10 protein-coding genes are annotated in these 13,788 nt (G+C 63.1%); 7 read left to right on the top strand and 3 right to left on the bottom strand.

Annotated elements, in window-relative coordinates:
* Nucleotides 1-2 precede the first annotated feature (2 nt).
* From livM to KKP04_RS02855, 6 genes are all read left to right on the top strand, one after another.
* Entirely contained in the window at nucleotides 3-1,601 is a 1,599-nt protein-coding gene (livM, locus tag KKP04_RS02880) for a high-affinity branched-chain amino acid ABC transporter permease LivM (protein ID WP_215026396.1), read from the top strand.
* Nucleotides 1,601-2,527, top strand: a complete 927-nt coding sequence (locus KKP04_RS02875; RefSeq protein ID WP_215026393.1) for an ABC transporter ATP-binding protein — start codon at nucleotides 1,601-1,603, stop codon at nucleotides 2,525-2,527. The genes livM and KKP04_RS02875 overlap by 1 nt, the downstream gene beginning before the upstream one ends.
* Nucleotides 2,524-3,255, top strand: coding sequence for an ABC transporter ATP-binding protein (locus KKP04_RS02870; protein WP_215026390.1), 732 nt, complete (start codon nucleotides 2,524-2,526; stop codon nucleotides 3,253-3,255). The genes KKP04_RS02875 and KKP04_RS02870 overlap by 4 nt, the downstream gene beginning before the upstream one ends.
* Nucleotides 3,256-3,294: 39 nt before the next feature.
* Entirely contained in the window at nucleotides 3,295-3,702 is a 408-nt protein-coding gene (locus tag KKP04_RS02865) for a DUF6867 family protein (RefSeq protein ID WP_215026387.1), read from the top strand.
* A gap of 42 nt (nucleotides 3,703-3,744) precedes the next feature.
* Nucleotides 3,745-4,851, top strand: a complete 1,107-nt coding sequence (locus KKP04_RS02860; RefSeq protein WP_215026384.1) for a branched-chain amino acid ABC transporter substrate-binding protein — start codon at nucleotides 3,745-3,747, stop codon at nucleotides 4,849-4,851.
* 389 nt (nucleotides 4,852-5,240) lie between these two features.
* Complete coding sequence (locus KKP04_RS02855; protein WP_215026381.1) at nucleotides 5,241-6,206, top strand: bifunctional 2-polyprenyl-6-hydroxyphenol methylase/3-demethylubiquinol 3-O-methyltransferase UbiG; 966 nt, start codon at nucleotides 5,241-5,243, stop codon at nucleotides 6,204-6,206.
* A 77-nt stretch (nucleotides 6,207-6,283) separates the two neighbouring features.
* Here KKP04_RS02855 and mfd read toward each other — a convergent pair whose 3' ends face one another.
* From mfd to KKP04_RS02840, 3 genes are all read right to left on the bottom strand, one after another.
* Nucleotides 6,284-10,036, bottom strand: coding sequence for a transcription-repair coupling factor (gene mfd / locus KKP04_RS02850; RefSeq protein WP_215026378.1), 3,753 nt, complete (start codon nucleotides 10,034-10,036; stop codon nucleotides 6,284-6,286).
* 137 nt (nucleotides 10,037-10,173) lie between these two features.
* Nucleotides 10,174-10,425 (bottom strand): succinate dehydrogenase assembly factor 2, encoded by a 252-nt coding sequence (locus tag KKP04_RS02845; protein WP_215026375.1) that lies wholly within the window; start codon nucleotides 10,423-10,425, stop codon nucleotides 10,174-10,176.
* Between the two features lie 144 nt (nucleotides 10,426-10,569).
* Nucleotides 10,570-11,388, bottom strand: a complete 819-nt coding sequence (locus KKP04_RS02840) for an FkbM family methyltransferase (RefSeq protein WP_215026372.1) — start codon at nucleotides 11,386-11,388, stop codon at nucleotides 10,570-10,572.
* Nucleotides 11,389-11,639: 251 nt separating this feature from the next.
* On the opposite strand from KKP04_RS02840, the gene recG reads away from it, so the two are divergent.
* Complete coding sequence (gene recG / locus KKP04_RS02835; protein ID WP_215027033.1) at nucleotides 11,640-13,775, top strand: ATP-dependent DNA helicase RecG; 2,136 nt, start codon at nucleotides 11,640-11,642, stop codon at nucleotides 13,773-13,775.
* Nucleotides 13,776-13,788: the final 13 nt, after the last annotated feature.

Raw genomic sequence — 13,788 nt, 5'->3', positions numbered from 1 at the left:
CGATGACGGACACGCTTCAGCCCGAAACGTCGCCCGTCACCCGAACTCTTCCCCGGGCCGCCATCACCGCCGACGTCATCAAGGACGCCGGCATCACATTTCTCATCGCGCTCTTGCTGTTCGGCTCCATCGTGGGTCTCAGAACCGAGACGGTGAACGGGGTGCTGGTTCTCATGCCGCAGTTCGGCAAGGCGCTGGCGCTTGCAGCCGCCGTCGCCGTGGGCCGCCTCCTGCTCGACGTCTTCATCTGGCGGCGGATGAAGGACGGGCGGACCTTCACCTCGCTCATCCCGTCGGCCTTGCCGATCCTGAAGGGCGCGGGCGCGCTGGCCGTGGTATTCGGTCTGGCACTTTACAGCATCCCGGGCTTCCGCGCGTCGCTGGTGGCCGGGGCCGGTACGGTTCATGGCGCGCTCGGTGCCGTAGCCGATCTACTCACCTTCGCATGCGAAAGCACGTTCCTCGTTATGGCCGCCATGGCCATCGTTCGCGCAGCCCGCCTGATTATCGGGCAGACGCCGGAGGAAGCGGTCGGGCAAGGGATGCTGCGGCGTTTCACGGCCGATTTCGGGCGCGAGTTCCCGATTGCGCTGCTCCTCATCGCGCTCGTGCTGCCCGCGCTGACGGCGGGGCCGTCGCAGCGCTACGCCATCGACACGGCGACGCAAATCCTGATTTACGTGATGCTCGGCTGGGGGCTGAACATCGTCGTCGGCCTCGCGGGGCTGCTCGACCTCGGCTATGTCGCGTTCTACGCGGTGGGGGCCTACACCTATGCGCTGATTTCGACGCAGTTCGGCTGGTCCTTCTGGGTCTGCCTGCCGCTCGCGGGGTTTTTCGCGGCGCTGTGGGGCATCACGCTCGGCTTCCCCGTGCTGCGGCTTCGCGGAGACTACCTCGCCATCGTGACGATGGCCTTCGGCGAGATCATCCGCATCGTGCTGTTGAACTGGCAGAGCCTGACGGGCGGGCCGAACGGCATCAATCGGATCCCGAAGCTCACCTTCTTCGGTCTGCCTTTCGATCGTACCGGCGAGGGCACCTTCGCGAGCGTGTTCGGGCTGAAATTCGACCCGCTCCACCGCATGGTGTTCCTGTATTACGTGATCCTCGCACTCGCTCTCCTCACCAACTTCATCACCTTGCGCCTGCGCCGTCTTCCCATCGGCCGCGCCTGGGAAGCGCTTCGCGAGGACGAAATCGCTTGCCGTTCTGTCGGCATCAACACGGTGACGACGAAGCTCACCGCGTTCGCCATCGGCGCCATGTTCGGCGGCTTCGCGGGCTCGTTCTTCGCCGCGCGCCAAGGCTTCATCAGCCCTGAATCCTTCACCTTCATGGAATCGGCGCTGGTGCTCGCCATCGTGGTGCTGGGCGGCCTCGGCTCGCAACTCGGCGTCGTGATCGCGGCCGTGATCCTCATCGGCAGCGCCGAGCGCTTCCGCGACCTCGAAGATTACCGCATGCTCATCTTCGGGCTTTCGATGGTGCTCGTCATGATCTGGCGTCCGCGCGGGCTCATGTCCGGGCGCACGCCGTCGGCCTTTCTCAAGGCGAGGAAAAACATATCGGGCAGCTTCGTCAAGGAAGGGCGCGGCTGATGGCAGACGGCGCAAGCGACGCAACCCGCGACGATCTCCTGCGCGTGGAGAACCTCACCATGCGCTTCGGCGGACTCGTCGCCGTCGACAAGCTGTCCTTCACCGCGAGGCGCGGCGACATCACCGCCATCATCGGCCCCAACGGCGCGGGCAAAACCACCTTCTTCAATTGCATTACCGGCTTCTACAAGCCGACCGAAGGGCGCGTCGCGCTTGCTCACGGTTCGCAAGCCGCCTTCGAGGCGCTCCCCGCAGCCACATTCGGCGGCAAGCAATGGTCGAAGGCGGAGGGGGCGGGTGCCGTGTTTCTCCTCGAACGCATGCCGGGCTTCGAAATCGCGCGGCTCGCCCGCGTGGCGCGCACATTCCAGAACATCCGACTGTTCGCGGGCATGACGCTGCTCGAAAACCTGCTCGTCGCACAACACACGGTGCTGAACGCCGCATCGGGCTACACCATCGGCGGCTTGCTCGGCCTTGCGAGCTTCAAACGCGCCGAAGCCGAAGCCATCGACAAGGCCGCCTACTGGCTCCGCGAAATCGGTCTCATCGACCGCGCCGACGACCCGGCGGGCGACCTCCCCTATGGTGCGCAGCGGCGGCTCGAAATCGCCCGCGCCATGTGTACCGATCCCGTGTTGCTCTGCCTCGACGAACCGGCCGCCGGGCTCAACCCGCGCGAAAGCGCCGAGTTGAACGCGCTCCTTCTCAAGATCCGCGAGGAACATGCGCTGTCCATCCTTCTCATCGAGCACGACATGGGCGTCGTCATGCAGATTTCCGACCGCATCGCCGTGCTCGACTACGGGCAGAAGATAGCGGGAGGCACGCCCGAGGAAATCCGCGCCGATCCGCGCGTGATCGCAGCCTATCTCGGCGTGCCCGACGACGAAGTGGAAGACGTTGAGGCGGAGGTGGGCCTATGAAACCGCTTCTCACCGTGCGCGGCGTAGAGACGTACTACGGCGCAATCCGCGCGCTGAAGGGCGTGGACATCGACGTGTTCGAGGGTGAAATCGTCACGATGATCGGCTCGAACGGCGCGGGCAAGACCACGCTCATGAACACCGTCTGCGGCGACCCGCGCGCGCGCTCCGGCCGCATCGTGTTCGACGGCCGCGACATCACCGCCATGCCGACGCACGAGATCATGCGCCTGTCCATCGCGCAGTCGCCGGAAGGCCGCCGCATATTCCCGCGCATGACGGTTTACGAGAATTTGCAGATGGGCGCGCTCCTCGGCCCCGGCGGCGATGCGTCGGTCAAGGAAGACCTCGCCACCGTATTCAGCCTGTTTCCGGTGCTCGAACGCAGGCAGGGCCAGCGCGGCGGCACGCTGTCGGGCGGCGAACAGCAGATGCTCGCGATTGGCCGCGCGCTCATGGGGCGGCCGAAACTTCTCCTTCTGGATGAGCCGTCGCTCGGCCTCGCGCCGCTCATCGTGCGGCAAATCTTCTCGGTCATCCGCGACCTGAACCGCAGGCGGGGTCTCACCGTGTTCCTCGTCGAGCAGAACGCCTTCCACGCGCTGAAGCTCGCCCATCGCGGCTATGTGATGGTCAACGGCCAGATCACGATGTCCGGCCCCGCCGCCGAGCTTCTCGCGCGCGACGACATCAAGGCCGCCTATCTCGAAGGGGGCGTTCATGCGTGAGGGACTGCCGGTAAGCCCCCCGCCAAGGGAGGCCGCGTCATGGGCGTGATATGGGAAACCTCGTTCTGGGCGTTCCTGTTCGTGACCGTATTCGCGGGCGGTGGCGCGGCCTTCATGATCGGGCGCGCGGCGGCACGCGGCTGGAACCCGTTCTGGCAAGCGGCCCTTCAAGTGATGCTGCTGTCGGCTGCCGTGCGCTTCCTGCATTGGGGACTGTTCGCGGGTGCGACGCTTGAAAGCTGGCGTCAGTCGCAGGGCTCGCTACTATCGCTGCATTACTATCTCGTCGATGCAGCCGTACTGCTCGTTTTCGCGGCAATCGGGTTTTCCCGGCAACGCACGGTGCAAATGCTTCGCCAATATGGCTGGCTCGCTGTGGAAACGAGTCCGCTCACCTGGCGGCCGTTGCCCGATGCCAAGAGCCTGCCGCAATCCCGGCGAGACTGACATACCGCATTCCGTAGCAAAAGCACTTGGAGAGGACGATATATGCGCAAAGTTCTGGCAGGTTTGGCCCTTCTCGGTCTGGGGGCGGCAGCCGCTCCGGCCTGGGCCGATGATGAGATCACAATCGCCATCGCAGGCCCGATGACCGGCAAGGAGGCGACCTTCGGCGCGCAGTTCAAGGCGGGCGGCGAGGCAGCCGTGGCCGACATCAACGCAAAGGGCGGCGTCCTCGGCAAGCAGCTCAAACTCGAAATGGGCGACGACCAGTGCGACCCGAAGCAGGCTCGCGCGGTCGCGGAACAGCTCTCGTCCTCCGACGTGGCTTTCGTCGCGGGCCACTTCTGTTCGAGTTCGTCGATCCCCGCTTCGAGCGTCTATAACGAACAGGGCATCGTGCAGATCTCGCCCGGCTCCACAAACCCGAAGCTGACGGACGAGCGGCCCGGCGATTTCACCTATCGCATGTGCGGCCGTGACGACCAGCAGGGCGGCGTCGCGGGTGCCTACCTCGCGAAGGAATTCGCCGACAAGAAGATTGCAATCCTCCACGACAAGACGGCTTACGGTCAGGGCCTCGCCGACGAAACCAAGAAGGCGCTGAACGCCGCCGGCAAGCAGGAAGTCTTCTACGAGGCAATCACGCCCGGCGAGAAGGACTATACCGCCGTCGTCACCAAGCTGAAGCAGAACGGCGTCGATGTCGTCTATCTCGGCGGCTACCACACCGAAGCCGGGCTCATCATCCGCCAGATGCGCGCGCAGGGCATGAAGACGATCCTCGTCGGCGGCGATGCGCTCGTCTCGACGGAACTCGGCTCCATCGCGGGCGAGGACGTGGAAGGCACGATGATGACCTTCTCGCCCGATCCGCGCAAGAACCCCGCCGCGAAAGAAGTGGTGGAAGCGCTTGCGAAGAAGGGTTTGAACGCGGAAGGCTATGTCGTCTACACATACGCCGCGATCCAGACTTGGGCGCAGGCCGCCGAAAAGGCCGGTTCCATCGACGGCGACAAGGTCGTGGCCGCGATGAAGGATCTTGAGTTCGACACCGCGCTCGGCAAGTTCAAGTTCGACGCGAAGGGCGACCCGAACCTGCCGTCCTATGTGTTCTATCGCTGGGGCAAGAAGAACTACGAGCAGATCCAGTAAGATTTCGAGCTTCAAACGTCGCGGTCAACGGCCGCCACGACAATTAGGCGCTTCGCTTCGGCGAGGCGCCTTTTTTTTGTGCTGGCGGGACATCGGGCGGCCCAAGACAGGAGCCAGGCACACGCTTTGAGGCAGTTACTTGCGCGTTGTTGCTGAGATTCATGTCGTTGCACTTACTGGGGATGGCCACAAGTTGTGGAACTTTCTCTTGGCTTGGCGGGGATTTCCATATAATTACCAAGGCGATACGATTCATAAAGAAAAGCAATTTATTGATCTCGATGGGAGGACATCTGGTGGACGTAGATTGTTTGAACGATAATCATAACGTGGTTGCCTTGGCGAAGTGTCCTGTTTGCTCTTCCCAGCATACGTCGACGCGATTCAGTTTGTCCGCAGAACAGGCGGCACAACACTTCATTCTAAGTGAGGGTAATTCGAAACGTAATTTGGAGCTGGCAACCCACATTCGCAATCTTTGGGGCGGTCGAGATTGTGCCGTTCGTGAATGCGAAGATTGCGGGTTCGGCTTCGCGGACCCATACGTTTCTGGCGACGCAACCTTTTATAATCTCGCTTATGAGCGTTCAAGCTATCCTGGCGAAAAATGGGAATTTGAACGCACGATCAAAGAGCTGTCATCCATAGAATTCCACGCGGAGCGCGTGTTGGAAGCGGGTGCTGGATTTGGCTATTTCATCGACAAGATTGTCGACACCTACGTTCGTAGAACAGGAATCACTGCACTGGATTACAGTAACGAGGCAATCAGGACGCTTCGCAGCAAGGGATACATCGCCCGTCAAGAAGACTTACGTAATGCCGATCTTGTTGAAGGTTTTGACGCAATTTTTTTGTTCCAAGTCGTAGAGCACATGGACGGCCTAGATGAGCTTTTCGATCGCATTTCGTATTTACTGCGAGAAGGCGGTTTACTGTTCATCGCTGTCCCAAATCCAAAACGTATTAAGTTCAACGAGCAGAATGGTAGTCTGCTTGACGTTCCACCTAACCATATAGGTCTCTGGTCCCCCGTGGCCTTTCAAATGCTTGGGGCTAGGCATCGCCTCAGGCTAGATCTGCATGAAACTGAGCCTTTCTCGCTTAGTGGCTTCATTAAGGAAGATATCGCCTACTCTTACCTTCGCCGCAGCCAACGAAAGGGGACAATGGAGAACTGGTCACGCAGACTGAGGTCGGCAAGTTATGGCAAACTCATCGGAGCAGTCTTTGCCGCGCTTTCCGCTCCACGTCGTGTCAATATTTGGCGAAAAGCAGCAGCGAGTTCCGATGAATTGGGCAGCAGCCTTTGGGTCAAATTCACAAAGATGAAGAGCAAGGGATGCCAGACGTAGTCTAACGATTTTGCCCGCGCTCTGGGGCGGTAAGCCGCATTGCGAGAGCAGGCAATGGCTGGCGTTGAATAGCCGATCTAATTATAGCGCGGCTTGCCGCCCTTCGATGGCGGCTTCGGCTGCGCGCCCTTCCCCGCCGCCGCGTGGCGGAACTGCGCCGCGCCCGCGCCCGGCCTCGGCTGATGCTTCGGCGGAGCGGGCGGCGTTACAGGCTTCTTCGGCAGCGCGAGGCGCATCTCGTGGACGGCTTTCCCCTCGCCTGCCGCTCCGCCGGATGCGGTTTCGACTTCGCCTTTCGCGATGGCCGCTAGCTCCCGCACCAGCGCTCGCGCGCCGCGCAGCCGCTCCACGCCGTCGTCCCATTCTTCCTTGTAGACGAGCTTCTGATCGACTTGCAGCTTCACCTGCGCACCGTGCTCGTACATGAATTTCACCAGCCCTTGCGGGTTCGCGAATTTCTTGTTGCGGAAGCTGATCACCGCGCCCTTCGGCCCGGCGTCCACCTGCGCGATGCCCGCCTTGCGGCAGTAATTCTTGATCTGCACCACGGTCAGAAGGTGCTTCACCTCATCCGGCGGCGGGCCGAAACGGTCGGCAAGCTCGGCGGCGAAATTTTCGAGGTCGGCGCTCTCATGGAGCCCCGAAAGGCGGCGATAAAGGCCGAGCCGCACCTGAAGATCGGGCACGTAGGCTTCCGGGATCAGCACCGGCAGACCGACATTGATGGTCGGCGACCACTGCTCTTCTTCCTCGCGCTCCTCGCCGCCATTCGCCTTCAGCGCGGCGACTGCCTCTTCCAGCATCGACTGGTAAAGTTCGTAGCCGACTTCCTTGATGTGGCCGGATTGCTCATCGCCGAGCAGATTGCCCGCGCCGCGAAGGTCGAGGTCGTGGCTCGCCAGCGTGAAGCCCGCGCCGAGGCTGTCGAGCGAATGCAGCACCTTGAGCCGCTTCTCGGCCTGCGGTGTGATCTTGCCGTTCGGCGGAATGGTGAACATGGCATAGGCGCGCGTCTTGGAGCGGCCGACGCGCCCGCGAAGCTGGTAAAGCTGTGCGAGGCCGAACATGTCCGCGCGATGCACGATCAGCGTGTTCGCGTTCGGAATGTCGAGGCCGGACTCCACGATGGTCGTGGAAAGCAGCACGTCGAATTCCTTGTCGTAGAAAGCCGACATGATGTCTTCCAGTTGCGTCGGCGCCATCTGACCGTGCGCCTGCATGTAACGGATTTCGGGGACGTGCTCGCGCAGGAACGTGGCCACCTCGTCGAGATCGGAAATGCGCGGCACGACATAGAAGCACTGGCCGCCGCGATAGCGCTCGCGCAGCAGCGCCTCCCGCAGCGTGACCGGATCGAACGGCGTGATGAAGGTGCGCACCGCGAGGCGATCCACCGGCGGCGTCGCGATCACCGACATTTCGCGCACGCCCGTCAGCGCGAGTTGCAGCGTGCGCGGGATCGGCGTCGCGGTGAGGGTCAGCACATGCACCTCTTCGCGCAAATTCTTCAGCCGCTCCTTGTGCGCCACGCCGAAATGCTGCTCCTCGTCGACGATCAGGAGGCCGAGATCCTTGAAGCCGATGGATTTCGCGAGGAGCGCATGCGTGCCGACGACAATGTCGACCTGCCCGCTTTTCAGCCCCTCGCGCATCAGCGCCATCTCTTTCGCTGTGACGAGCCGCGAAGCCTGCGCGATCTTCACCGGGAAGCCGTGGAAGCGATTGACGAAGGTCTGATAATGCTGGCGGGCGAGCAGCGTCGTCGGCACCACGACCGCCACCTGCTTGCCCTCCATCACCGCGATGAAGGCCGCGCGGAGCGCCACTTCGGTCTTGCCGAAGCCGACATCGCCGCACACAAGCCGATCCATCGGGCGACCCTTGGCGAGATCGTCCGCCACCGCCTCGATGCTTGCGAGCTGGTCGTCTGTCTCTTCATAGGGAAAGCGCGTGACGAACTCATTATAGGCTCCGTCTGAAACCTGAAGCACGGGCGCGGGCTTCATCTCGCGCAGCGCCGCCACCTTGATGAGTTCCTCCGCCATCGCGCGGATGCGTTTCTTGAGCTTTGCCTTGCGGCCCTGCCAGGACGCGCCGCCGAGCTTGTCGAGCTGGGCCGTCCCCTCGTCCGAGCCATAGCGGGTGAGCAGTTCCATGTTCTCGATGGGCAGGAACAGCTTGTCGCCGCCCGCATATTCGAGTTCCACGCAGTCGTGCGGCGCGCCTGCCGCGTCGATGGTCTTGAGCCCGATGAACCGCCCGATGCCGTGGTCGGCATGCACCATGAGGTCGCCCGGCGTAAGGCTCGACGCCTCGACCAGCACGTCGCTCGCCTTCCTGGTCTTGCGGCGGCGAATGAGGCGGTCGCCGAGGATGTCCTGTTCGGCGATGATGGCGAGGTCGGGCGTCTCATAGCCCGACTCGAGGCCGAGCAGCGCGAAACTGACCGCGCTCTTGTCGGCCTTCCGCACGTCCGCGATGCTCGCCACCTTCTCGATACGCGAGACGTGGGGCGAGAGCATGTTGCCGAGGCGTTCGCGCGCGCCGTTCGTCCAGCAGGCGATGACGGCGCGTTTGCCGAGGCTCTGCATCGTGCGGATGTGATCGGCGACTGCCGGGATGAGCTTGTCGGAAGATTCGGCGCGCTCCAGCGCGAAGCTGCGTCCCTGCTTGCCCTTGAAGTCGATCTGCACGAGCGCCTTCGCGTCCGGCTGCGGGAACGGCTCGAAACGGCGCACCTTGCGTTCGCCAAGCTTCGCGTCCCATTCCTCTGCCGTGAGATAGAGTGCTTCCGGCTTCAGCGGTTTGTAGGGCGGGGCACCGAAGGAGCGCTGTTCCAGCCCCTCGCGGCGAGCCTCATAATGATCGGCGATGGTTTCGAGGCGGCGCTGGGCTGCATCGTGCGCCAGATGATCGAGCGTCACGACAGCGTTCGGCAGATAATCGAATAGCGTGTCCATGTTGTCGTAGAACAGCGGCAGCCAGTGCTCGACGCCCGGATAGCGCGTGCCCGCCGAGACGGCCTCGTAAAGCGCGTCGTCGCCCTTGCTCGGCCCGAACAGCTCGACATAGCGCTGGCGGAACATCTTCACCGCTGCGTCGCCCGAGGGAATTTCGCTGATGGGCAGCAGCGTCAACCCATCGCGCGCGGCTTGCGTGCGCTGCGTGACGGGATCGAAGGTGCGGATCGTCTCCAGCGTATCGCCGAAGAAGTCGAGACGTGCGGGCCGCGCATGCCCCGGCACGTAGAGGTCGAGGATGCCGCCGCGCACGGCGTATTCGCCCGGCTCCATCACGGTGCCGGTGCGCATGAAGCCCGAGCCTTCGAGCCGGGCGATCACCTGTTCCATGGAGACGCGCCCGCCGGCAGTGAGCCGCGCGGCGGACTTCTTCATCGCGGCGAGCGGCGGCACGCGCTGAAGCACCGCGTTGACCGTTGTCAGCACGATGATCGCGGGCTTGCCGCCCTTCGCATGCGCAAGACGCGCCAGCGTCGCGATGCGGCGGGCTTCGATGTCGCTGTCGGGCGAAACGCGGTCGTAAGGCACGCAGTCCCACGCCGGAAAAGAGAGCACATCCGCGCCGGGCGCGAAGAATTCGAGTTGGCTCCTGATCTCGGCAAGGCGGTGATCGTCGCGCGCGACGTGCAGAACGGCCTGCTGATAGGCCGTGTCGGCGGGAAGGCGGCGCGCGATCGCCGCGATCAGGAACGCGTCGTGCCCCTCGGGCACACCGGAGGCGAGGATCGCGCCCTCTCCGCCCGCGAGCCTGTCGAGCGCGGTGGGCTTTCCCGCCGCCTTCTTGTCCAATATATCGGTTTCGCCTGGCATGATGTGTGCGGCCCCGGGCCGCCGCGTTGGAGATGTTGAGCGTTTTCGCCGTCGAGGGAATCGAGCGAGCGCCGTATTTATTTGAGCATGATCCTTATCGCAAACCGGCGTTCCCTTTTGCGGATCATTGCGAAGCGTCAGAGCCTGTAGAAATCGCGAATTTCGGCGACGATGGCCGAGAGTTCGCCCGGCGCGTCGCCCTTCCTGATCCAGAGGTCCACATCCGGGTCTTGAGCGGCGAGCACCGTCTCGAAGGACGCAAGTTGCACCTCGTCCATGACCGGCACACGCGCCTCCGCATAGCGCCCGAGAATGAGATCCAGTTCCTTCGTGCCGCGATGAAGCGCGCGATAAACCGCGCGCTTGCGCCTCAGCTCAAGCCCGTCCATGAAAAACCCTGTATAATACGCGATGGCGCGCGGGCGCGCCGTTGCTCGCAATATAGTCGCCAAGCGGGCGCATTCATACCCCGGCTTTCACACTTTCCGCCAACAAAGCCAACGGCTATTTCATCCGGTTCATCACCGGGGATCTCAGGCATCAGAAAGAGACAGGAACGAATTTTGCCCGTTCTTCCCGTCTAACGAATAGCCATTCTCGATCATGAAGGCCATGCAATCTTCCGCCCACTCACCTTGTGATTTATGCTCGATAACGACTGCCTTCGGCCACACAGCACGCGTGCTGGACCTAAAAAAGGGCATAAGCGCCCGATCTTCGAATCCTTCGACATCAATTTTCAGAATATCGATCCGCGGAACGTCATGCTCCGCGAGAATGCTCGTCAGCGTCTTTGTTTCTATATCGACGTAATGCTTGGAGTCACGTTTGGGATCGAGGAGAGAATTTTGCCCGAGATTTTCCTTCCTGCTCCTCCAAAGGCGCGTAACTCCTTCGCGATCCGCCACGGCGCACGGAACGACCGAAATATTCGAAATTCCATTGATTGCTAGGTTAAATCGAAGCCTCTGCAAAGTCAGCGGATCTGGCTCGATGGCGAGGATACGCTTCAGCGATGGCATCTTGAACGAAAGCGGGATACAAATCGTACCTGTATTGGCTCCGATGTCGACAACATATTCCGCGCTTTTTACCTTAGTCGTCATGAACTCGAATTCTTCTCGTTCTAACGAAAACAAGGTTCCAAGAAATATGAGCTTGTCGTGATGGTTCTGGCCGGGGAAGCAGCGAAATTTCACTCCATCGAGTTCGACGTCTGCCACAATTGAGGCTGGATAGGACTTGAGGTACCGCCGAAGCCAGCCAGGTAGAGATTTATTCCCCGCGATTTTTTGAAAATGCATTTTCCAATGTGTATCTTTTACATACGTCCCAAAAGGCAATTCGGTCATGACAATCCCCTAAAGCGCTCCCAAGCCCGCACCCAACCGACAAAGCCGGACAAGGTCAAGGTTGCTACCGCAACACCGGGAGACAAAAAGATCCGCACCTGCAAGGCGCGGTGCAAAAATCGCCGCCCGGATTGCGCGGGCGGCGCGCTGCGCCCAAACTCGCGAGCATGAGCGAATCGCAGTCGCAAATGGCGTTGTTTGAAGCCCCGGTTCCTTGGCAGGGCGCGCCCAAGCCCACATTTCTGGAACGCATGGCTTCCCCGGACACAGACCGCCCGCGAGATGGCACCGATGCGGCCGCGCTGCAGGCGCCGCTGACGAGCCTCAAGGGACTCGGCCCGCGCGGCGCGGAGCTTTTGACGAAGCTGCTCGCGAAGCCGCTGACGCCGCCGCGCGTGATCGATCTCCTTTGGCATCTGCCCACCGGCACGCTCGACCGCAGGCTCACGCCATCGGTCGGTGAAACGCTCCCCGGCGGCATCGTCACGCTCGTCGTGACGCCGGTGAAGCACAGCGCGCCGCCGCGCTCGGCACCGCGCGCGCCCGTGCGCATCGTGTGCGAGGACGAAAGCGGCGCGCTCGACATCGTCTATTTCCACGGCGACCGCGCGGCGATCAAGCGCCTGCTTCCGCTCGGCGAGCCGCGCCTCGTTTCAGGTCGCGTCGAACGCCACGGCGCGCGCCTGCAAATGACGCACCCGGATTACGTGCTCGCGCCGAACGAGCGCCATCGGTTGCCCGCCATCGAGCCGGTCTACCCGCTGACGCTCGGCCTCACGCAGAAATTTCTCTATCGCGTCATCGGCGACGCGCTCGCGAAACTGCCCGACTTCCCGGAATGGCTCGACCCCGCCCTTGTCGAGGCGCAGGGCTGGCCGGGTTTCCGCGACGCGCTCATAACGTTGCACCGCCCGCAAAGCCACGCCGACCTCGCGCTGTGGCACAAGGCGCGCGAACGGCTCGCCTGTGACGAGGTGTCGAGCGCGCAACTCGCCATCGCGCTGGTGCGCCGTAGCCACCGCCAGCTCGCCGGGCGCTCGCTCGTCGGCGACGGCAGTCTCGCAGCGAAGATGCGCGCATCCCTGCCCTTCGCGCTGACGCGGTCGCAGGAAACCGCGCTCGCCGAAATCAAGGCCGACATGGCGTCGTCGCGGCGCATGCTGCGGCTGCTGCAAGGCGATGTCGGCTCGGGCAAGACGGTCGTCGCGGCGCTGGCGATGGCGAACGCCGTGGAAGCGGGGGCGCAGGTTGCACTGATGGCGCCGACCGACGTTCTCGCCCGTCAGCATCTCGAAACGCTGACGCCGCTCTGCGAGGCGGCAGGCATTCCGCTCGGCTATCTCTCGGGCCGCGAACAAGGCCGCACGCGCGGGCGGCTTCTCGGCAAGCTCGCGAGCGGCGAAATCCGCGCGATCTGCGGCACTCATGCGCTGTTTCAACCCGATGTGGTTTTCCGCGATTTCGGCCTCGCGATCGTGGACGAACAGCACCGCTTCGGCGTGGCGCAGCGGCTTGCGTTGCAGGAAAAGGCGCGCGCGGGCGACGCCGATATTCTCGTGATGACCGCGACGCCGATCCCGCGCACGCTCCAATTGTCGCTGCACGGCGACCTCGACGTGTCGCAACTCGCCGAAAAGCCCGCGGGCCGCAAACCCGTCATCACCCGCGCCGTGCCGCAGGATCGCATGGAGGATGTGATCGAGGGCCTGCATCGCGCGCTCGGCGAAGGCGCGCAGGTCTATTGGGTGTGTCCCGCCGTCGAAAGCGAAACCGCCCGCGACATGACCGCCGTGACCGAGCGCGCCGCGCATCTGCGCCAGATCTTCGGCGAGCGCGTCGGCCTCGTGCATGGCAAGCTCTCCGGCGCGGAGAAGGACGCCGCGATTGCCGCTTTCACCGCGCGCGAAACGTCGATCCTTGTTGCCACCACCGTCATCGAGGTGGGCGTGAACGTGCCGAACGCGACCGTGATGATCGTCGAGAACGCGGAGATGTTCGGCCTCGCGCAATTGCACCAGCTACGCGGGCGCGTGGGGCGCGGCTCGGCACAATCGTCGTGCATCCTGCTTTACAAGGGGCCGCTATCCGAGACGGCGAAATCGCGGCTCGACATCTTGCGGCAGGTGGACGACGGCTTCGTGATCGCGGAGGAGGATTTGCGACTTCGCGGCGGCGGCGAGGTGCTGGGCGCGAAGCAGAGCGGCGATCCCGGCTTCCGCATCGCGGGCTGGCCCGAGGCCGCGCCGCTGATCGAACGCGCGGCGACCGCCGTCCGTTACTTGCTGGGCCGCGATCCGAACCTCAAGTCGGACCAGGGATTGGCCGCGCGCACCTGCCTCGCGCTGTTCGAGCGCGACGAGGCCATGCGGCTGTTGCAGGCGGGATGATAGCGTTGGATGC

Origin of the sequence: Rhodomicrobium sp. Az07 (assembly GCF_018619475.1) — a bacterium.
Classification (GTDB): Bacteria; Pseudomonadota; Alphaproteobacteria; order Rhizobiales; family Rhodomicrobiaceae; genus Rhodomicrobium.
The sequence above is the reverse complement of the archived record's forward strand: the minus strand, read 5'-3'. Positions and strand labels throughout refer to the sequence as shown.

What these genes read in the sequence shown, in the direction of transcription:
- livM (WP_215026396.1), top strand. Translation starts at nt 3, where the DNA reads ATGACGGACACGCTTCAGCCCGAAACGTCGCCCGTCACCCGAACTCTT.
- KKP04_RS02875 (WP_215026393.1), top strand. Translation starts at nt 1,601, where the DNA reads ATGGCAGACGGCGCAAGCGACGCAACCCGCGACGATCTCCTGCGCGTG.
- KKP04_RS02870 (WP_215026390.1), top strand. Translation starts at nt 2,524, where the DNA reads ATGAAACCGCTTCTCACCGTGCGCGGCGTAGAGACGTACTACGGCGCA.
- KKP04_RS02865 (WP_215026387.1), top strand. Translation starts at nt 3,295, where the DNA reads ATGGGCGTGATATGGGAAACCTCGTTCTGGGCGTTCCTGTTCGTGACC.
- KKP04_RS02860 (WP_215026384.1), top strand. Translation starts at nt 3,745, where the DNA reads ATGCGCAAAGTTCTGGCAGGTTTGGCCCTTCTCGGTCTGGGGGCGGCA.
- mfd (WP_215026378.1), bottom strand. Translation starts at nt 10,036, where the DNA reads ATGCCAGGCGAAACCGATATATTGGACAAGAAGGCGGCGGGAAAGCCC.
- KKP04_RS02845 (WP_215026375.1), bottom strand. Translation starts at nt 10,425, where the DNA reads ATGGACGGGCTTGAGCTGAGGCGCAAGCGCGCGGTTTATCGCGCGCTT.
- KKP04_RS02840 (WP_215026372.1), bottom strand. Translation starts at nt 11,388, where the DNA reads ATGACCGAATTGCCTTTTGGGACGTATGTAAAAGATACACATTGGAAA.
- recG (WP_215027033.1), top strand. Translation starts at nt 11,640, where the DNA reads ATGGCTTCCCCGGACACAGACCGCCCGCGAGATGGCACCGATGCGGCC.